This is a genomic window from Campylobacter sp. CH278 (genome assembly GCF_004378845.1).
GTDB lineage: Bacteria > Campylobacterota > Campylobacteria > Campylobacterales > Campylobacteraceae > Campylobacter_D > Campylobacter_D jejuni.
In genome coordinates, this window is sequence record NZ_RYXZ01000002.1 from 103,239 (window position 1) to 121,620 (window position 18,382).

An 18,382-nucleotide genomic window follows, 5' to 3' on the forward strand; every position below is an offset into this window, starting at 1 on the left:
TTTTATTATAAAACTAAAAAATGTTGCTATAATACTTTTAATAAAAACAAAAGGAATGAAAATGGATTTTGAAAATCAATTAAATGCCATCGTTGAAACAATAGCTGAACGCAAAACACTTGTCAATACTGAAGAAGCTACAAAAATGACTTTTATAATGCCTTTTTTAAAAACATTAGGTTATGATGTTTTTAACCCTAGTATTGTTGTGCCAGAATATACAGCAGATATAGGAACTAAAAAAGGCGAAAAAGTGGATTATGCTATTTTCAAAGATTCAAAACCTTTTATTTTAATTGAAGCTAAAAATCATACTGAAAATTTAGATAATCATAACAATCAGCTTGTAAGATATTTTAACACTAATCCTAGTATTAAATTTGCCATTCTTACCAATGGTATTGAATATAGATTTTTTACAGATATTGAACAACAAAATCTTATGGATAAAATACCATTTTTAGTTGTTAATCTTGAAAAACTTAAACCTAGAGATATTAAAGATCTAAAACGTTTTATTTGCACTGACTTAAACTTAGATGAAATTCTAAGCATTGCTATGGAGAAAAAATATTACCGAAGTATACAAGAAATTTTTAAAAGTGAAATAGAAAATCCAAGCGATGAATTTACAAGTTTTTTTGCTAAACAAATGACAGAAAAAAGAATGACTAGTGCTGTTTTAGAAGAATTCAAAAATTACATTAAAAAATCTTTTAAAGAAATTATTAATGATTTAGCTTATGAAAAAATCACAAGCATTAAAAACAATCTTCAAAACATAAACGATGATGAAAATGATGAGCAAATTGATGAAAGTAAAGATATTGTCACAACAGAAGAAGAATTACAAGGTTTCTATATAGTAAAATCAATTCTTGCTAGTGTCAGTGCCAATCTTGAAGATGTAAGTTACAAAGATACTTTAAGCTATTTTAGTATTTTATATCAAGGCAAAGTTACTAAGTGGATATGTAGATTATATTTTAATACAAGCAAAAAATCTATTAGTTTTCCGGATGGAGCAAGTTATAATATAGAAAAATTAGAAGATATTTATCAATATAAAGCAGATATTATCAAAGCATTTGAAAGCAGAAAGTAAAATCATTTATTGATTTTACTTTCACTCCATCACAAGTCGCATAAGGTGCAAGTCCTCACCTTGCGTGATTTTATATTCTATACTTTGACATTTAGGACACTTAAAAACATTTTCTTCTAAAATACTTGTTTGATTGCATTTTAAGCATAAAATTTCAAGTGGGACAAGTTCTATAAAAAGTTTAGCATTTTTACAAATATTTGAGTTTTCTTTAAAAGTTTCAAAACAACGCTTAAAAAGATCCACTTCTATACCGCTTAAACGCCCGATTTTTACATAAATTTCTTGCACATTGCAAGCCTTATTGTTTAAGGCATTTTCTTCACAAAGTTCGATTAAAGATTCTACTATACTTAATTCGTGCATTAGCAAATTCTTGGTAAAAGTTCGCCTTTAGGGCTTTCTAAAAAGCGTTTTGCCCCATAAGCGTTTTGTAAGATCACGCGTGCTTTTTTCTCTTCTAAAACTTCTCCTATAATACTCGCATTTGCATTGTATTTTTTTAGAATTTCCAAGGCTTTTAACTCATCTTCTTTTTCCACGCAAAGTATAAAAGTGCCTTCATTTGCAAGCTCATAAGCCTCATAACCAAAAAGCTCACAAAGTCCTAAAACCTCATCTTGAACGATGATTTTTTCTTCAAAGATCAAAAGATCATTTCCGCTTTGCTTTGCCCACTCATTTAAAACCGCACTAAGCCCACCACGAGTAGCATCTCTCATGGCTACAACCTTTATATCTTTTTCTAAAAGCTCTAAAACCTCTTTATCTAAAGCTTTACAATCACTTTTAATATCAGCTTCTAACTCATTTCTTTTGATTAAAACACTAGCTCCATGCCTTCCTATATCGCCTGAAAGAAGTATGCTAAGCCCTGCTTTGATATTTTTACTTTCTTTTTTAGAAATAATTTCGCCTAAGGCTGTAGTGTTGATATAAATTTCATCTGCCTTACCCTTAGGAACAACTTTAGTATCGCCACAAACTAATATAACTCCGCATTTTTCACATTCTTCTTTAATGCTTTTTAAAATGCGTTCTAATTTTTCTAGTTCAAAACCTTCTTCTAAGATAAGCCCTAAACTTAGATATTTTGGCTTAGCACCCACCATCAAAACATCGTTAATAGAACCACAAACACAAAGTTTGCCTATATTGACCTCTTCATCTAAAAAAATCGGACTTAAAACAAAAGAATCCGTGCTTAAAGCCAAATTTCCCAAAATCGCCGCATCATTATTTGCGTTTAAAATTTCATTATCAAAGATCTTAAAAAGCTTAGTTAAAAGCTCGTTCATCTCTTCTCCACCACCTCCGTGGGCTAAGGAAATATTTTTCATACATTCACCTTTGAGTATTTATAATACGCCGCACAAGCACCCTCTCCAGAAACCATACAACTTCCTATAGGACTTCTTGGCGTACAAGCCTTACCAAAAACTTTACAATCATAAGGCTTGGCTAAACCTCTTAAAATTTGCCCACAAATACAGGCTTTGCTTTCATTTTTACTTTGCACCACACAATCAAATTTTTTACTCGCATCATAAGCGCTAAATTCTTCTTTTAGCTCCAAGCCCCCATCTTTAATAAGTCCTAAGCCACGAAATTCAAAATCACACACCCTAAAGTATTTTTTTACTAAATTTTGTGCTTTAACATTACCTTCTTTACTTACGGCTCTTTTGTATTGATTATACACTTTAAAAGTGCCTTCATTGCTTTGTTTTATGATATTTAACACACTTTCTAAAATATCAACTGGCTCAAAACCACTCACCGCTATAGGGGTTTTAAACTTTGCTGCTAAAGGCTCATAAATACCATAACCTGTAATCACACTCACATGAGAAGGGCCTAAAAAAGCATTGATTTTTACATTTTCATCATTCATGATCGCTTCTATAGGTGCTGGAACTGTGATATGATTGATATGAAAAAAGACATTATTTATTTTTTCTTCTATAACCTTTTGAAGAAGTAAAGCACTCATAGGCGTAGTAGTTTCAAAACCTATAGCAAAAAAGATGATATTTTTATTTAAATTTTGCTTAGCAATTTCCAAAACTTCAAGTGGAGAATAAAGCGCTCTAACATCAACCCCTTTAGCTCTTAAATCAAGCAGAGAAATTTCACTTCCAGGCACCCTTAAAAGATCTCCTAAAGTACAAAAAATCGTATCTTTCATGGAGGCTAACTTGATAGCTGTATCAATGCGAACTCTTGGCATAACACAAACAGGACATCCTGGCCCATGGATAAAGTTAATTTCCTTTGGCAAAATAGAAGGTAGGGCATATTTCATGATACTATGCGTATGCCCACCGCAAATTTCCATGATATTGATAGGATTTTTAAGTTCTTGTTCTATGAGTTTTTTTAAAGCTAAAATGCTTTTTTTATCTCTAAATTCATCGATGAAATTCATTTAAACCCAAATCTCCTTCATCACTTTTTATCTCTCCACTATTCATTTTTTCTACTATTTCTTGATAGGTTTTAATGCTTTCTAGTGCAGCTTCTTTGTCGATTTTTTCCATAGCAACGCCTACATGGATTAACACATAATCGCCTTGTTTTAAAGGCTCATCAATCAAATCCAAATTAACTTTTCTTTTCACACCTAAAGTTTGCACTAAAGCATTATTTAGCTCATCGATTTCTAAAATTTCAGAAGGTATAGATAAACACATTAAAAAAGCTCCTTTTTAAGTTTAAGCACCTTATACCAAAGCTCCATATTAGTGCCATTTTTTGCATCAAGAGTGATAATATCTGCTCTAGGATTTAATTCTTTAATCAACCTAGTCGCCTCTTTAACATCAAAATCAAAATGATGGGCCAAATCTGCCTTTGTGATTAAAACTATATCAGCCTTTTTAAACATCACAGGGTATTTTTGCGGTTTATCACTTCCTTCAGTTACCGAAAGCAAAACCACATTTAAATGCTCTCCTAAATCATAACTTGCAGGACAAACTAAATTTCCAACATTTTCTATAAAAAGCAAATCCACATCATCAATGGCTAAATGATGCAAAGCCTCATGCACCATAAAAGCATCCAAATGACAGCTTTGCCCTGTAGTGATTTGATACGCCAAAGCTCCGGCATTTTTTACTCTTATAGCGTCATTATTGGTTTCTAAATCCCCTTCAATCACAGCAATTTTAAGTTCATTTTTCAAAGCCTTGATCGTGCTTTCTAAAAGCGTGGTTTTTCCGCTACCTGGAGAACTCATTAAATTGATACAAAGCGTGTTAGCCTCATTAAAATGCGCTCTATTGTGTTTAGCTTCTTCATCATTTTTGCTTAAAATTTTAGAAATTACTTCTATGGTTTTACTTTCTTTTAAACTTGGATTTTCATGATGGTGATCGTGATGATGATCATGCGTATGGCTTGAATTTATAGAACAGCCGCAATCTTTACACATTTTCTTTCCTTTATATTTTTTGTTTCATTTTAACCTTAAAAGCATTAAAAAATTATGAGTTTAAAGATAAAATCACTCTTTTTTTAAAAAATGTACCATTTGCCCTAAAGCTATGGAGCTATCATTGCAAGGGTATTTTAAAGGTATAAAAAAATCAAAATTTTTAGCTTTTAAAATTTCAAGTAAGGTTTTGTTTTGAAAAACTCCTCCACTTAAAAGCACTTTTAAATCATAATCTTTGCTAAAATCTATGATAAAATTTGCTAAGGCATTAAACATACCTGTAATTGCCTTAGTTTTTTCATCTTGTAAAGCCCCTAGGATTAAATTTTTAAAATTAACCTGCCCTTTTTCTACAAAAAGCTTATAAGAAAAATCAAGATTTTTATCATAAAAAGCTTCACACATTAAGCCAACTTGGGCTTCATAAGAACTTTTTTCTAAGTTAAAAACAATACTCCCAAAAGCATCGATAATGCGTCCTAAAGAGCTTGTTTGTAAGTTAGATTGAGAATAAATTTTTTTAAGATTTTTAAGTTTGATTTTTGGAATTTTTGCTAAAAACTCCTTAGCCTTATCTTCTAAATCATAATGAAAAATAAGACTTAGAGCTAAATTTTGTATATTTTTAATATCACTATTTATAAGAGTGAAATTTTCAAAATGTGCAATTCTTTCATATTCTTTTAAATTTCCTACAAAAACTTCTCCACCCCAAATTTTGCCATCTTCGCCATAACCTGTTCCATCACAAATAAAAGCTAAAGCCTTTTCATCTTTTGCAAAACTTTCTTCATATTCAAAATAAGCCGCACAAAAATGCGCATAATGATGAGAAATTTTAATCCTTTCTTCAAATTCTTTTGCATAGCTAAAATGCGGGTGTTTATCGCACAAAATCGCATCAAATTTCAAATCATAATTTTGTTTAAAAAATTCTAAAAGTTTAAAAAATCTCTCATGCACATCAAAACTTTTCAAATCCCCTATATAAGGAGAAATTAAAAGTTTATTTTCATAAAAAATCACAAATTCGTTTTTAAGCTCCGCACCCAAAGCTAAAAAAGTGCCTTTTTTATTAAAATTTCTTTCCAAATAAAAAGGATTTAAACCCCTTGAAGTACGCAAAAACATAGTTTCACCATTTACCACTTGAACTATACTATCATCACTTGCATTGATAATTTCCCTATCATAATCTAAATAAAAATCAAAAACTTTATCAAGTTTTTGACACAAATTAAACTCATCCTTAATGATACTTTCTCCGCTTAAATTCGCACTTGTTGCCACAAGACTTCCTTTAAAATACTCAAAAAGCAAAAGATGTAAAGGCGTATAAGCTAACATAATACCGATTTTATCAACATCAGGAGCGATCAAAGAAAAGGCTTTTTTTGCCTTTAAAATCACAATAGGAGCCAAAACCCCACCAAGCAAAGCTTCTTCTTTTTCATCTATAAAGGCAAGTTCTTTAGCACTTTGTAAATCTTTACACATCAAAGCAAAGGGTTTTTTAGGGCGATTTTTTCTAAGTCTTAGAGTTTTTAAAGCTTCTTCATTAAAAGCATCGCACATGAGATGAAAACCACCCATGCCTTTTATGGCTAAAATTTTACCCTCTTTTAAAAACTTCGCACTTTGCATAAAAGCTTCTTGATCTTTGGCTAAAATTTCACCCTTTGGATTTTTAAGAAAAACATTGATTTTGCATTTAGGACAACTGATGGGCTGGGCATGAAAACGCCTATTTTTAGGATCTTCGTATTCACTTTTGCAAAACTCACACATCAATAATTCTTGCATGGAAGTATTAAATCTATCATAAGGAAGACTTTTTATAATACTAAAGCGTGGCCCACAATGTGTGCAAGTGATAAAAGGATATAAAAAGCGTGGATTTTTTTCATCAAAAAATTCTTTTTTACACTCCTTACAAAGCGCAAAATCACTTAACATAGGCGTGCTTTTTGTATTCTTTAAAGAAGGAGTAATGCTAAAATTCTCATAGTTTGAAATAGAAATTCGGGTCATTATAAGCTTATCTATTCTTGCTAAAGGTGGAAGATGATTTTTTAAATTTTCTATGAAATTTTCACATTCTTTTTGAGTACAAGCAAGGATGATTTCTACCCCAAAACCATCATTTCTTACCTCTCCAAAAAGCTTTGATTTCAAAGCTAGTTCATAAACTAAAGGGCGAAAACCTACCCCTTGAACTAGACCTGAGATTTTAATCTTATACCCTAAGTGGCACATCGCTTAACTGACAATTTTTAAGATGTTTTAAAGTATTTTTAAGCAAAGATTTATGTTCAAACAAAGATCCACTTATAAGTGCTAAATCACTTTGCTTTTTCTCTCTTAATTCATCATAAGTATCACGCAAGAAATAAGCCAAACTCTCAATCGCTCCATAAGCGATATTAGCACTATCCACACCTGCTAACATAAAACTCATAGCAGATCTTAAAGTTCTTGTATAATCAAAACTTTTATCTTCTTTCAAACGATAATCAATCTTTACTCCACGAGGCATTTTTGACTCATCAGCGATTTTTAAAAGCTCACTAGCACTCTCTTGTAAATTTTTACCCAAATTTAGCACTCTTCCTACCAAGCCAAGCAAGGAATAAAAATTGTTTTGAAGTTCAAAATTTTCATCTAAAAGAGGAAATTCCTTGCTAAAATTTTCTAAAAGCCTTGCACCAATTTCATCTTTTTTAATCTCATCATAAAGCTCTTTGCTGTGTTTTGGTAAGGAAAGTTTAAGTAAATTAAGCTCTTTGTTGATAAGCAAAATATCTTCATCATCTTTACTTAGCTCTAAAATAAAAGCCTTTTCTTTATAACGGCTTACAAGATAAGAAATTCTTGCCATATTTTTATCTTCTTTAGAAAAAATAAGCTCTCTTGCCTTAGCATTGATAAATTCAAAGCCTTCCAAAACCACCACTTGCTCATCTAAAGCACTGATATAAAAATCTTTTTGATATTCTTCTATCTTTTTTATGCTTAAAAATTTATATTCATTTTTAAAAAGTTTTAAACCTAAAGCAAAGCAAAACAAATCCCTAGCAAGTCTGATTTTAAAATCATTAAAATCAAGATTGTGATTTTTTCTAAACATAGCATTAAGCCTTAGCTTCATCAAAGGTTTTTCCAAACTTGCAAGAAGTTTTAAATTTTCATTTGAACAAACAAAAACTGAATTTATAGCTTTAATATCACAAGGAAGTAAAAAATCTCCTATAAATTTGTTCTTAAACAAAGAAAATTCATAAATACCATTTTTATCTTTTAAATAAATCTTTTTTTCTTGACTTAACAAATCAAAAGCAAGATTTAAAAAAATATTGAAATTTTCTTCATTGATTTTTTCAAATTCTGATAAATTGCTTGAAAATTCACACTCACAAAACACGCCCCATTCGTTTTTGTTTAAAAGTTTTTTTTCTTGATAAGCATTAGAATTTAAATGAGTAATATAAGAAAATTTCGAAAATTCTTTATCTTCTGGTATACAAGGGCTAAAATCCTGCCCCGCTTTTACATCAAATTTTTTCAAAAAAACGCTATGACTCATGAAATTCAAAGAATCACAAAAAGTCTTTAAATTTTCTTCATCTGCATCGATAGAAAAATGATAAGTATTTTCTTCTTTACTAAGGGTGTAGTTATAATTTTTCGCATAAAAACGCAATAAATATTCAAAAATATCATTATCCGCATTATAAATAAAATCAAAATCCAAAGTCATATTATGCCTTTTTTGAAAAATAAACTATAAATATAACATTTTTAACTTAAAAATTCTTTCTCTCTTTGCCTAAAATCACTCATAAAATACTCAATAAAATCGTAAAATTCTTTACTATGATTGGGGAATTTTAAGTGGCATATTTCATGCAAAATCACATATTCAATAGCCTTTAAACTCTTTTGAATGAGTTTTAAATTTAAATTAACATAAGCTTTATTGTGATTACATGAACCCCAACGCGTTTTCATATTTTTAATGCTTAAATGCGTGTAAAATAAACCTGTTTTTTGACTCCATTTTTTAAGATAAAAAGTAAAAATCTTTTTAGCATTTTGTCTTAAAAATAAATCTAATTTTGCTTTATTTTGACAAAGAATTTTATCTTTATTAAAATAAGTTTTTTTGGCATTTACATCAAATATAATTTTATATTTTTTAGCTAAAAAGATTAACTCATCATCTTTTAAGGCTTTTTTTTCAAATCTTTTTTTTGCCTCATTCATCCAAGAACTTGATTTATCTAAAAACTCATAAACACTTTTAAAGGTGCAAAAATAAGGAATACTAAGAACAAACTCACCCCTTTCATTGAGCCTTAATCTTAAAGTTTTTATGCGTTTTTTAGAATAAAAATAGCACTCATCTTTATAAATAAATGATTTTAAACTAGAGCTTTGCCTTGCCATTTTTTACTTTTCCATCTGTATGAATTTACCATTCCACGCAAAAACTCATCTGCACAAAATCCTATCCAAACCCCTAAAATTCCAAGATTAAAATGAAAACAAAGCACATAACCCACAGGTAAAGATACCCCCATCATAAAAACAAGTCCGCTAAAAAATGGAAACTTAGCATCGCCACTTGCACGCAAGGAATTCACCATAACTATATTAAAAGTGCGTGAAATTTCAAGAAAGATTGAAAGAGCAAATAAAGGTATCATTAAATTTTTTAACTCTTCTTTAAGCCCTAAAATTTGCATAGTAAAATCTTGAAAAAGATAGTTCAAAAGTGCCACTAAAGCACTTGCCACCACACTAAAATACAAAGCACGCCAAGTATGTTTATAAGCGATATTTTCATATCTAGCACCGATTAATTTACCTACTATAATTTCATTAGCTATGCTCGTAGCTTGTCCTATAAGCATGATAAGCATTGAAATTTGAAAATAAATCGTTTGTACACTCAAGCTTGCTTCACCTAAGCTTGCTACAAAAGCAAAGGCTATAGTGTATTGGACTATCCACAAAAGATTTTCCCCTGCTGAAAATCCTCCTATATTTAAAACCTTTTTTAAAACTTCTTTTTCAAGTTTTATCATTTCTTTGATTTTAAGATGAATTTTAAGTTTATAAAAAAGTATCACAAGTAAAGCCACTATAGCAACAATACGAGCAAAAATATTACTAAGCCCTACTCCAAAAAGTTCTGATTTTGTATAATGCAAAACATAATAATTTCCACAAATTACCACTATATCCATCAAAAAGCCTATAAGCATGACCCAATAAGCCATATTATAAACCCTTACAATAGCCGCTAAAACAATTCCTATGGCATCAAAAAACAAACAAATTGCAAGCATATGCAAGTAAATTTCGCTATCTTTGAGCAATTCTTGTGGGATTTTTAAAAGATAAAGCAAATACTCCCCGTGCCATAAAATAAGCACACCGCATACAAAGCCTAAAAGTGCATTTAAAAACAAACTTTGATGAATAACTTTTCTTGCTAAAACTTGATCTTTTGCACCAATTGCTTGTGCGATCACCACACTACAACCCACACTTAAAAATGAAAAAATAGTGATAAAAAGATCTAAAATTTGATTTCCAGCACCCATAGCACCGACAAGAAAATTAGAATAATGCGACACCATAGCGGTATTGATAATCACAGTTAAATACTTAGAAAGCAAATCCCAAAATATAGGAAAACTAAGTCTTGTTAAGGAGAATTGTTTTTTTGCCATGATTAATGCCTTATTAAAGATAAAAGGCAAATTTTAACAAATTTTTCTTAAAATAAAACCGCTAAAAATAGCGGTTTTATTATCCAAAAGCACCGCTTAAGTAAGCCTTGGTTTTTTCTTGTTTTGGATTTTCAAAAAATTCTTTACTTTCACCAAATTCTATAAGCTCACCTAGGTGAAAAAATGCAGTATAATCAGCCACGCGTTTACCTTGTTGCATATTATGCGTAACCATGATCATAGAAAGATTATGACTTAGTTCTTTTAAGAGCTCTTCTATAACACCTGAGCTAATAGGATCTAGTGCGGAAGTTGGCTCATCTAAAAGCAAGAGCTTAGGTTTTATTGCTAAAGCTCTTGCGATACAAAGGCGTTGTTGTTGTCCGCCTGAAAGAGCTAGGGCATTTTGCTTTAATTTATCTTTAACCTCTTCAAAAAGCCCTACTTTTTGCAAGCAATCCACCACTAAAGCTTCTTCTTCATCTTTGTTTTTAATCATACCATGAAGTTTTGGTGCATAAGAGATATTTTCATAAATGCTTTTTACGAAAACATTAGGTTGTTGAAAAACCATGCCTACATTTTTACGCAAAGCTACTACATCTTGATTTTTAACATCTTTTCCTTCAATTTCCACTAAACCATCGATTTTTGCGATTTTATCATTCATTCTGTTAAAACAACGCAAAAAAGTGGATTTACCACATCCAGAAGCACCGATGAGTGCGGTAATTTTGTTTTGTTCTATTTGCATATTGATATCAAATAAAGCTTGTTTTTTTCCATAAAATAAATTTAAATTTGTTGTTTTTGCTATCACTTTAATTTTCCTTGAAAATATTTTCTTAATAATATCGCACTAAGATTTAACACGACTAAAAGCCCTAAAAGCACAATAATACCCGCTGCTGTTCTTTCTAAAAATGCACGCTCTGGCATAGCCGACCATGAGTAAATTTGAGCAGGTAAAACGCTAGTTGGATCAAAAATAGAACTAGCTACATCAGGGATAAATGCTATCATACCGATAATCATCAAAGGTGCAGTCTCTCCTATAGCTTGAGCTAAAGTCAAAATAGAACCTGTTAAAATCATAGGCATAGCCAAAGGCAACATAATGCCCTTTACCATTTGAACCTTTGTCATGCCTAAGGCATAAGCGGCGTTTTTCATGTTAATGTCCACACTTTTTAAAGCCGCTTTGGTTGAAACAATGATAATAGGTAAACTCATGATCGCCAAAGTAAGCCCACCCACTAAAGCACTTGAGCGAGGCATTCCAAAAAGATTGATAAACACTCCAAGTCCTAAAAGTCCAAACAAGATACTTGGAATACTTGCAAGGTTGTTAATACACACTTCTATAAAATGTGTAAGGATATTTTGTGGCGCAAATTCTTCTAAGTAAATTGCCGCTGCAACGCCTATAGGAACACTCACAACCATACAGACAAGCATAACAAGCAAAGTCCCTACAACTGAAGATAAAATTCCTGAATTTTCAGGAGATTTTGAGTCCCCATTTAAAAAGAAATTGCTATTAAATTTAAGCTCTATCTCGCCTTTTTGCACAAGATCATCGACTAAAGTTCTTTGTTTTTCACTAAGGCGATTATATTTTTGCTTCATATATTGATCCACTTCTGAATTTGCCAAAAGCCAAGTTTTTTCAGTGATTTGCCCTGTTCTTATCTTTCTTTGCTCAGCGCGAGATAAAAGATCATAAGCAGGAGAATTTCTATTAGCCTCTACAAAAATATAGGTTTGCTTAAAAGCAGGAAATCCAAGATAAGCCACACTTCCTAAAAAGATACAAAGAAAAATTAAATTAATATAAAGCCCCATTTTACAAAGTCTTTTAAAAGACTTTGAAGCTTTTTGTCTTTTTTTAAAAAGTTTTTTCATAAATTTTTCCTTTTGTGAAAGCGATTGATGAGATAAACGCTAAACATATTGATGATTAAAGTGATGATAAAAAGCACCAAACCTAAAGAAAAAGCACTCAAAGCCAAAGAACTATCAAAAGCTTGATCTCCACTTAAAGCTTCTACGATTTTTACCGTTACTGTTGTCATATCTTCTAAAAAATTCATCGTTAAATTTGGACGCAAAGAAGCTGCCATTACCACTATCATAGTTTCGCCTAAGGCTCTTGAAAGTCCTAAAAGACAAGCTGCAACTATACCAGGAATAGCCTCAGGTAAAATCACAGCAAAAACCACTTCTTTTTTTGTCATACCTAAAGCATAAGCGCCATTAATCCTTTTCTCGCTTACTGCTTCAATACAATCTTGAGATAAAGAAGCCACTATAGGTACTATCATGATCCCCATGATAAAACCTGCGCCTAAAGCACTTTGAAAACTTGCTTGTATGCCAAATAAAGAAAAAAACCACACTATAAAAGGCGCTACAACTATAGCCGCAAAAAATCCAAAAACAACAGTAGGAATCCCTGCAATGATTTCTAAAATAGGTTTTAAGTAATTTTTAGATTTTTTGCCAGCAAAAACACCTAAATATATAGCACACATAACCCCTAAAGGTAAAGCCGTTAGCATAGCAATCAATGAAATATAAAAAGTTCCCCAAAAAAGCGATAGCGCTCCAAAAACACCTTGTTTGCTCGTGCCATCTGCATTCATAAAAGCTGCATCAGCCGCCCACTGACTTGAGAATAAAAAGGTAACAACACTTTCTTTTTGAAAGAATTTTAAAGCTTCAATTAAAATTGTAAGCATGATAGCAAAGCTTACTATCACGCTTACAAAAGCACATAAAAAAAGTGCAAATTTGATTATTTTTTCTTTTAGCAAAGTTTTTCCTTAAAAAACTTTTCCAGCTTTTACAAGCTCATCATTTAAAATTTTTCTATCTTCTACATGTTTTTGAGAAGCTTTTAATTTATCATCACTTAAAGGAACAAGTCCTATTTTTTCAAGCTCTCCACCACTTTTTGCCAAATCATCACTCATATAAATTTTTGCAAATTCAAAGGCTTCTTTTGGATTTTTCTTAGCATTGATATAAATAAACAAACTTCTTGCAAGTTCGTATTTTTCATCTGCGATGCTTTCTTCGCTTGGCGTAACACCATCGATATTAGCAGCATTGATTTTGTCCGAATTGCTCACCAAAAAGCTATAACCAAAAATTCCAAAAGCATCTTTATCAATAGTAAGTTTTGAAACGATTAGATTGTCATTTTCGCCACTTGGGATATAAGCACCATCTTGGCGTATGGTTTTATACTCACCTTTATACTCAGGAATTTTTTTAGACACATCACTCATTACAAGCTCTTCTATAGTATCTCTTGTTCCTGAACTTGATGGTGGACCATAAACACTAATTTTACGATTTGGTAAATTTTTATTGATTTGATTCCAGTTTGTATAAGGATTTGGTATAAGTTTTCCATTTTGTGGAATTTCTTTTGCTAATGCTAAGAAAAGTTCTTTTTTTGTGATATTTAATGGAGCATTGGTTTTATTTTGAGCTAAAACTATACCATCATAGCCTATCATAATCCCTACTATGTCAGTTACTCCTGCTTTTTTGCAAGTTTCAAATTCGCTTAATTTCATAGGTCTTGAAGCATTAGAAATATCAGTAGTTCCTTCGCAAAATACCTTAAATCCACCCCCTGTTCCCAAGCTCTCTACTATAGGAGTTTTTGTATTTTTAATCGAAGCATATTCTTCAGCTACAAAAGAAGTAAAAGGATACACAGTCGATGAACCTGCGATTTTTAAATCTGCTGCATTTAAAGCACCACAAAGTGCAAAACTTGCCACACTCAAAGATAGAATTTTTTTCATTTTTTCTCCTTAACTTTAAAAAAGTAATGGAAGTTTAAAAAAACTTGGAAACATTTTGGAAACATTTTTTATTTTGTATTTTTCTTAAATATAATTTTTAACTATCAAAAAATTTAGCTTGTTTTTAAAAAAATAATATATCATTATAAAACATTTTAAATTTTAATAAGGAGATAAGAATGCTTTCTAAAGAAGTTGTAAAATTACTCAATGAACAAATAAACAAAGAAATGTATGCAGCAAACTTATATCTTAGTATGAGTTCTTGGTGCTATGAAAACAGTCTTGATGGAGCTGGAGCCTTCTTGTTTGCACATGCAAGCGAAGAAAGCGATCATGCTAAAAAGCTTATCACTTATCTTAATGAGACAGATTCTCATGTAGAGCTTCAAGAAGTAAAACAGCCTGAACAAAATTTCAAATCTTTACTTGATATTTTTGAAAAAACCTATGAACATGAGCAATTTATCACAAAGTCAATCAATACTTTAGTTGAACACATGCTAACACATAAAGACTATTCTACTTTTAATTTCTTACAATGGTATGTAAGCGAACAACACGAAGAAGAAGCACTTTTCCGCGGTATAGTTGACAAGATTAAGTTAATCGGAGAACATGGAAATGGACTTTATTTAGCTGATCAATACATCAAAAATATTGCATTAAGCAGAAAAAAATAATCTTTGCCCTACTATGGGCAAATCTCGCTTTGGATTGAAGGTATGACTTATTTTTCTCTAGAATTTAGTATTTTAATGATAGCTTTTTTTGCTATTTATTGGACTTTTAAAAATGATTACAAAATACAAAATATTTTAATTTTAATTTTCTCTTATATTATTTATATTTTAATCAATCCTTATTTCGCCTTGGTTTTATTTATATATACCTTTTTTATACACTATTTTGCCTTGCTAATTTTTGTGCGTCGCAAGCGTTATATTTTCGCTACTTGCATGGCTTTTATTATTTTAAATTTATGTTTTTTTAAATACTTTCCTAGCATCAAAGGAAGTGTTGATGAGATATTAAATTTTTTCGGTTTAGAATTTTTAAATATTGATTTAGTATTACCAATAGGAATTAGTTTTTATACCTTTACTTCTATCACTTATCTTGTAGAAGTTTATCAAAAACGCCGTTTAGAAAGTTTTTTAAATTTAGCAACCTTCTTATCATTTTTTCCAACACTACTTTCAGGGCCTATTATGCGAAGTTCTTTTTTCTTTGAGCAAGCCTATCAAAAACGCGAATTTAAACATGCAAATTTAATCATCATCTTGCTTGTTTTTGGTATAGTTAAAAAAGTTTTAATAGCCAATTACCTTGGAATTTATGCTAAAAGTATTTTAGACTTTCCACAATCTTATAATTTCATACAACTTTTAAGCGCAATTTACGCCTATGCGATTCAAATATACTGCGATTTTAGCGGATATGTTGACTTAGTTTGTGCTTTTGCTTTAATGCTAGGTTTTACCCTTCCGCCTAACTTTAACATGCCTTATCTTGCAAAAAACCTAAAAGATTTTTGGGCTAGATGGCATATCAGTCTTTCAACCTTTATAAGAGATTATATCTATATACCTTTAGGGGGCAATAGAAAAGGAATGCCACGCACTATAGTTAACATACTCATCGCTTTTATACTTTCAGGTATATGGCATGGCAATACACTTGCTTTTATTGTTTGGGGTTTATTGCATGGTATTGGCATAGTTTTTATACATTTGCTAGCTTTAAGCAAATTTAGTTTACAAAAAATTCCAGCTTTAGGAAGATTTTTAACCTTTCAATTTGTATGTTTTACTTGGATTTTCTTTTATTATAGCAAAAATCTAGAAGATGCAATAGAATATTTTAAAGCTTGTTATTATAATTTCTTCCAAATTCCATCTTATAACGATATTTATATGTTGGTTGCTTTTGGGGTTCTTTTTATGATCTATCCTTTATTTATTAATTTTAAAGAATATTGCATTAAGATTTTAAATCTTACTCCATTTTTGCTAAAACCTTTTATCATAGCTTTTATTTTACTTTTGGTTTTTGCTTTTATGCCAGATGGAATTCCTGATTTTATTTATTCGAGTTTTTAGATGAGTGTAGTTAGATTTTTCTTCATTTTGATTATAGTGCTTGGCTTGGTTGTTGTAGTTATGAATCAGAGCATTAGCTCTTATATAGAACAAAAATATCATTTTGCATTCTATCCTCATAATGATCTTTTAAAAGAAGCCAATGGCTTCAAAATTAAATTAGAACAAATTCGTGCAATTTTAAGCAACGAACCCTTGCCTCAAACCAATGAAGAAACTACAAATCAAGAAAGTAAATCAACAGATGAAAACTTAAGTAAAATAGATAAAGTTTCAAACGCTTTAGAAAATGATGAAAACACTTCCCATAAAGAAACAAATCTAACCTTAATCCAAGATGCAAATATTAGTTTTATCGATAATACTAAATTAGAACTGCAAAATGGAGATGAGTTTTTATTTATCGGAGATTCTTTAATGCAAGGTGTTGCAATAGCCTTAAATAGAGATTTAAGAAATTTAAATCTTAAGGTAACCGATCTTAGTAAACAAAATACAGGCCTTTCTTATAAATCCTATTTTGACTGGTCAAAAGCGACTAATGAAGCTTTTGTTAAAAACTCAAATATTAAATATCTTGTTGTTCTTCTTGGCGCTAATGATCCTTGGGATATTAAAAAAGGAGGAAATTACCATCGTTTTGGCTCCCCTTCTTGGATAGATATTTATACAAATCGTGTAGATGAAATCATTAAAATCGCTAAAAAACATAAAGCTAAAGTTTTTTGGTTTGAAATCCCTCCTGTAAAAAAAGAAGATTTGAACAAAAAAATACAAGTGCTCAATAAAATTTACAGCGATGAAATTCTTAAAAATAAAGAAATTTTTATCAATACTAAGCTATTTTTTAGTGTCAATGATGAATACTCAGCTTATATAAAAGATGAAAACAATAGAAGTATAAAAGTAAGAACAGATGATGGGGTTCATTTTACTCCAAGTGGCGCAAGAGAAATGTCTAAACTTTTATTAGAACACATAAAACTTAAGGAAGAAAATGCTAGTAAATAAATTTAAAATTATCTTATTGTTTTTTATTATTTTTACTAGCTCTTATGGACAAAATTTAAATACAAATGACACAATAGACTCTATACTCAATCAAAACAAAAATCACTCTGCTTTAACAAGTTATGTATCAAAAAAAGATCTTAAAAATCTAGAAAAAAAATTAGAAAAAAATCAAAACATAGGAATTAGAATTTATGGAGATTCTCATATGGCGGCTGATTTCTTTCCGCGTGTCATAAGAGGATATTTAATCCGCTCTAACTCTATAGGTTTTGCCTATCCTTTACAGCCTAAATATCAACAAAATCTTAATCTTGTTTATTCTTATAAAAACTTTGAAATTTTAAACTCAAGAAATCCTGCTAATGCTGGACATAATTTTCCACTAGGTGGGATAATAGCCAAAGCAAAAATCAAAGGCGCAAAAATCAACCTTGATACAACCTTAGATAAAAAAAAATTCAAGATAGGATTTTTATTTAAGGCCAAACAAAATACCAATGCTTTTAGCATCAAAGATGCAAAAAACCAAAGCTATGAGTTAAGAACTACACAAATTAACAAATGGTCTTATAAAGAACTAGAACTTGATCTTCCTTTGCAAATTTCAGCCTTGCAAAAGGATGCTGAGCTAGGAGGATATTTCATCACAAATAAAGATAATAATGTTTTCTTAGATACCATTGCAATCAATGGTGCCAAAAGTGATTTATGGCTCTCTTGGAATCAAACAGTTGTAAAAAAAGAACTAGGACTTTTACACAATGATTTAATTATTCTTGCCTATGGTTCTAATGATGCACTCTTTAAAGGGTTTGAAAAACAAAAATTCAAAAATAATTTAAAAAAATGGATTAGTATTTTAAAAACTTACAATAAAAACGCTGTTATCATGCTAATCTCTCCACCAACTGTAGTTCAAAAACAAGGTAAAAACTACAAGCTTGCTCCTGATTTTTTTACCATACGCAAAGCATTATATGAAGTTGCTAAAGAAGAAAAAACTCTTATTTTTGATATGCATCAGTTTATGCAAGATAGTGGAGGAAAAAACAAATGGATAGAACAAAAGCTTTCGCTCAATGATGTACATCTTACTATAAAAGGCTATGAGCTGATGGCTAAAAAGTTACTCGAGGATTTAAAAAATATCATTGATTATTAAA

Annotated in this window: 18 protein-coding genes; 5 read left to right on the plus strand and 13 right to left on the minus strand. The window is 30.5% G+C overall.

Annotation, left to right across the window (positions count from 1 at the left end):
- The first annotated feature begins 61 nt into the window (after window positions 1-61).
- Window positions 62-1,105: a type I restriction endonuclease gene (locus tag ELQ04_RS02260; RefSeq protein WP_002799865.1), complete on the plus strand. Its 1,044-nt coding sequence runs from the start codon at window positions 62-64 to the stop codon at window positions 1,103-1,105.
- 21 nt (window positions 1,106-1,126) lie between these two features.
- Here the strand turns inward: ELQ04_RS02260 and hypA are convergent, their stop codons facing one another.
- The 13 genes from hypA to ELQ04_RS02325 form a co-directional block, all read right to left on the minus strand.
- A complete protein-coding gene (hypA, locus tag ELQ04_RS02265) occupies window positions 1,127-1,471 on the minus strand; it encodes a hydrogenase maturation nickel metallochaperone HypA (RefSeq protein WP_044778159.1) in 345 nt (114 codons plus the stop codon).
- Entirely contained in the window at window positions 1,471-2,445 is a 975-nt protein-coding gene (gene hypE / locus ELQ04_RS02270; protein WP_044778158.1) for a hydrogenase expression/formation protein HypE, read from the minus strand. Before hypE ends, hypA begins: the two co-directional genes overlap by 1 nt.
- Window positions 2,442-3,533, minus strand: a complete 1,092-nt coding sequence (gene hypD / locus ELQ04_RS02275; RefSeq protein ID WP_044778157.1) for a hydrogenase formation protein HypD — start codon at window positions 3,531-3,533, stop codon at window positions 2,442-2,444. The genes hypE and hypD overlap by 4 nt, the downstream gene beginning before the upstream one ends.
- The gene (locus tag ELQ04_RS02280; RefSeq protein ID WP_002776342.1) at window positions 3,517-3,798 is read right to left on the minus strand and encodes a HypC/HybG/HupF family hydrogenase formation chaperone; all 282 of its coding nucleotides are present in this window, start codon (window positions 3,796-3,798) and stop codon (window positions 3,517-3,519) included. Before ELQ04_RS02280 ends, hypD begins: the two co-directional genes overlap by 17 nt.
- On the minus strand, window positions 3,798-4,541 hold the full coding sequence (gene hypB, locus ELQ04_RS02285) for a hydrogenase nickel incorporation protein HypB (RefSeq protein WP_002785900.1): 744 nt from the start codon (window positions 4,539-4,541) through the stop codon (window positions 3,798-3,800). Before hypB ends, ELQ04_RS02280 begins: the two co-directional genes overlap by 1 nt.
- A 72-nt stretch (window positions 4,542-4,613) precedes the next feature.
- The gene (gene hypF, locus ELQ04_RS02290) at window positions 4,614-6,800 is read right to left on the minus strand and encodes a carbamoyltransferase HypF (RefSeq protein ID WP_004316421.1); all 2,187 of its coding nucleotides are present in this window, start codon (window positions 6,798-6,800) and stop codon (window positions 4,614-4,616) included.
- Entirely contained in the window at window positions 6,781-8,301 is a 1,521-nt protein-coding gene (locus ELQ04_RS02295) for a hypothetical protein (RefSeq protein WP_004316423.1), read from the minus strand. Before ELQ04_RS02295 ends, hypF begins: the two co-directional genes overlap by 20 nt.
- Window positions 8,302-8,342: 41 nt before the next feature.
- Window positions 8,343-8,990, minus strand: a complete 648-nt coding sequence (locus ELQ04_RS02300; RefSeq protein WP_004316426.1) for a M48 family metallopeptidase — start codon at window positions 8,988-8,990, stop codon at window positions 8,343-8,345.
- Window positions 8,966-10,282: an MATE family efflux transporter gene (locus tag ELQ04_RS02305; RefSeq protein WP_044778156.1), complete on the minus strand. Its 1,317-nt coding sequence runs from the start codon at window positions 10,280-10,282 to the stop codon at window positions 8,966-8,968. Before ELQ04_RS02305 ends, ELQ04_RS02300 begins: the two co-directional genes overlap by 25 nt.
- A 79-nt stretch (window positions 10,283-10,361) precedes the next feature.
- Window positions 10,362-11,102, minus strand: coding sequence for a phosphate ABC transporter ATP-binding protein PstB (pstB, locus tag ELQ04_RS02310; RefSeq protein WP_002776307.1), 741 nt, complete (start codon window positions 11,100-11,102; stop codon window positions 10,362-10,364).
- The gene (gene pstA, locus ELQ04_RS02315) at window positions 11,099-12,187 is read right to left on the minus strand and encodes a phosphate ABC transporter permease PstA (RefSeq protein ID WP_002921169.1); all 1,089 of its coding nucleotides are present in this window, start codon (window positions 12,185-12,187) and stop codon (window positions 11,099-11,101) included. Before pstA ends, pstB begins: the two co-directional genes overlap by 4 nt.
- Window positions 12,184-13,098 carry a phosphate ABC transporter permease subunit PstC gene (gene pstC / locus ELQ04_RS02320; protein ID WP_002784291.1) on the minus strand — a complete coding sequence of 305 codons (915 nt, stop codon included), beginning with the start codon at window positions 13,096-13,098 and terminating at the stop codon, window positions 12,184-12,186. Before pstC ends, pstA begins: the two co-directional genes overlap by 4 nt.
- A gap of 9 nt (window positions 13,099-13,107) precedes the next feature.
- Entirely contained in the window at window positions 13,108-14,103 is a 996-nt protein-coding gene (locus ELQ04_RS02325) for a substrate-binding domain-containing protein (protein WP_002921170.1), read from the minus strand.
- Between the two features lie 179 nt (window positions 14,104-14,282).
- Here ELQ04_RS02325 and ctf point away from each other — a divergent pair, with 179 nt between their 5' ends.
- The 4 genes from ctf to ELQ04_RS02345 are packed head-to-tail and all read left to right on the plus strand — an operon-like array spanning window position 14,283 to window position 18,381.
- The gene (gene ctf, locus ELQ04_RS02330; RefSeq protein WP_044778155.1) at window positions 14,283-14,786 is read left to right on the plus strand and encodes a non-heme ferritin; all 504 of its coding nucleotides are present in this window, start codon (window positions 14,283-14,285) and stop codon (window positions 14,784-14,786) included.
- 42 nt (window positions 14,787-14,828) lie between these two features.
- Window positions 14,829-16,205, plus strand: a complete 1,377-nt coding sequence (locus tag ELQ04_RS02335) for an MBOAT family protein (protein WP_004316434.1) — start codon at window positions 14,829-14,831, stop codon at window positions 16,203-16,205.
- Window positions 16,206-17,216 (plus strand): GDSL-type esterase/lipase family protein, encoded by a 1,011-nt coding sequence (locus tag ELQ04_RS02340; protein WP_004316437.1) that lies wholly within the window; start codon window positions 16,206-16,208, stop codon window positions 17,214-17,216.
- Complete coding sequence (locus ELQ04_RS02345; RefSeq protein ID WP_004316440.1) at window positions 17,203-18,381, plus strand: SGNH/GDSL hydrolase family protein; 1,179 nt, start codon at window positions 17,203-17,205, stop codon at window positions 18,379-18,381. The genes ELQ04_RS02340 and ELQ04_RS02345 overlap by 14 nt, the downstream gene beginning before the upstream one ends.
- Window position 18,382: the final 1 nt, after the last annotated feature.

What these genes read in the sequence shown, in the direction of transcription:
- ELQ04_RS02260 (WP_002799865.1), top strand. Translation starts at nt 62, where the DNA reads ATGGATTTTGAAAATCAATTAAATGCCATCGTTGAAACAATAGCTGAA.
- hypA (WP_044778159.1), bottom strand. Translation starts at nt 1,471, where the DNA reads ATGCACGAATTAAGTATAGTAGAATCTTTAATCGAACTTTGTGAAGAA.
- hypE (WP_044778158.1), bottom strand. Translation starts at nt 2,445, where the DNA reads ATGAAAAATATTTCCTTAGCCCACGGAGGTGGTGGAGAAGAGATGAAC.
- hypD (WP_044778157.1), bottom strand. Translation starts at nt 3,533, where the DNA reads ATGAATTTCATCGATGAATTTAGAGATAAAAAAAGCATTTTAGCTTTA.
- ELQ04_RS02280 (WP_002776342.1), bottom strand. Translation starts at nt 3,798, where the DNA reads ATGTGTTTATCTATACCTTCTGAAATTTTAGAAATCGATGAGCTAAAT.
- hypB (WP_002785900.1), bottom strand. Translation starts at nt 4,541, where the DNA reads ATGTGTAAAGATTGCGGCTGTTCTATAAATTCAAGCCATACGCATGAT.
- hypF (WP_004316421.1), bottom strand. Translation starts at nt 6,800, where the DNA reads ATGTGCCACTTAGGGTATAAGATTAAAATCTCAGGTCTAGTTCAAGGG.
- ELQ04_RS02295 (WP_004316423.1), bottom strand. Translation starts at nt 8,301, where the DNA reads ATGACTTTGGATTTTGATTTTATTTATAATGCGGATAATGATATTTTT.
- ELQ04_RS02300 (WP_004316426.1), bottom strand. Translation starts at nt 8,990, where the DNA reads ATGGCAAGGCAAAGCTCTAGTTTAAAATCATTTATTTATAAAGATGAG.
- ELQ04_RS02305 (WP_044778156.1), bottom strand. Translation starts at nt 10,282, where the DNA reads ATGGCAAAAAAACAATTCTCCTTAACAAGACTTAGTTTTCCTATATTT.
- pstA (WP_002921169.1), bottom strand. Translation starts at nt 12,187, where the DNA reads ATGAAAAAACTTTTTAAAAAAAGACAAAAAGCTTCAAAGTCTTTTAAA.
- ELQ04_RS02325 (WP_002921170.1), bottom strand. Translation starts at nt 14,103, where the DNA reads ATGAAAAAAATTCTATCTTTGAGTGTGGCAAGTTTTGCACTTTGTGGT.
- ctf (WP_044778155.1), top strand. Translation starts at nt 14,283, where the DNA reads ATGCTTTCTAAAGAAGTTGTAAAATTACTCAATGAACAAATAAACAAA.
- ELQ04_RS02335 (WP_004316434.1), top strand. Translation starts at nt 14,829, where the DNA reads ATGACTTATTTTTCTCTAGAATTTAGTATTTTAATGATAGCTTTTTTT.
- ELQ04_RS02340 (WP_004316437.1), top strand. Translation starts at nt 16,206, where the DNA reads ATGAGTGTAGTTAGATTTTTCTTCATTTTGATTATAGTGCTTGGCTTG.
- ELQ04_RS02345 (WP_004316440.1), top strand. Translation starts at nt 17,203, where the DNA reads ATGCTAGTAAATAAATTTAAAATTATCTTATTGTTTTTTATTATTTTT.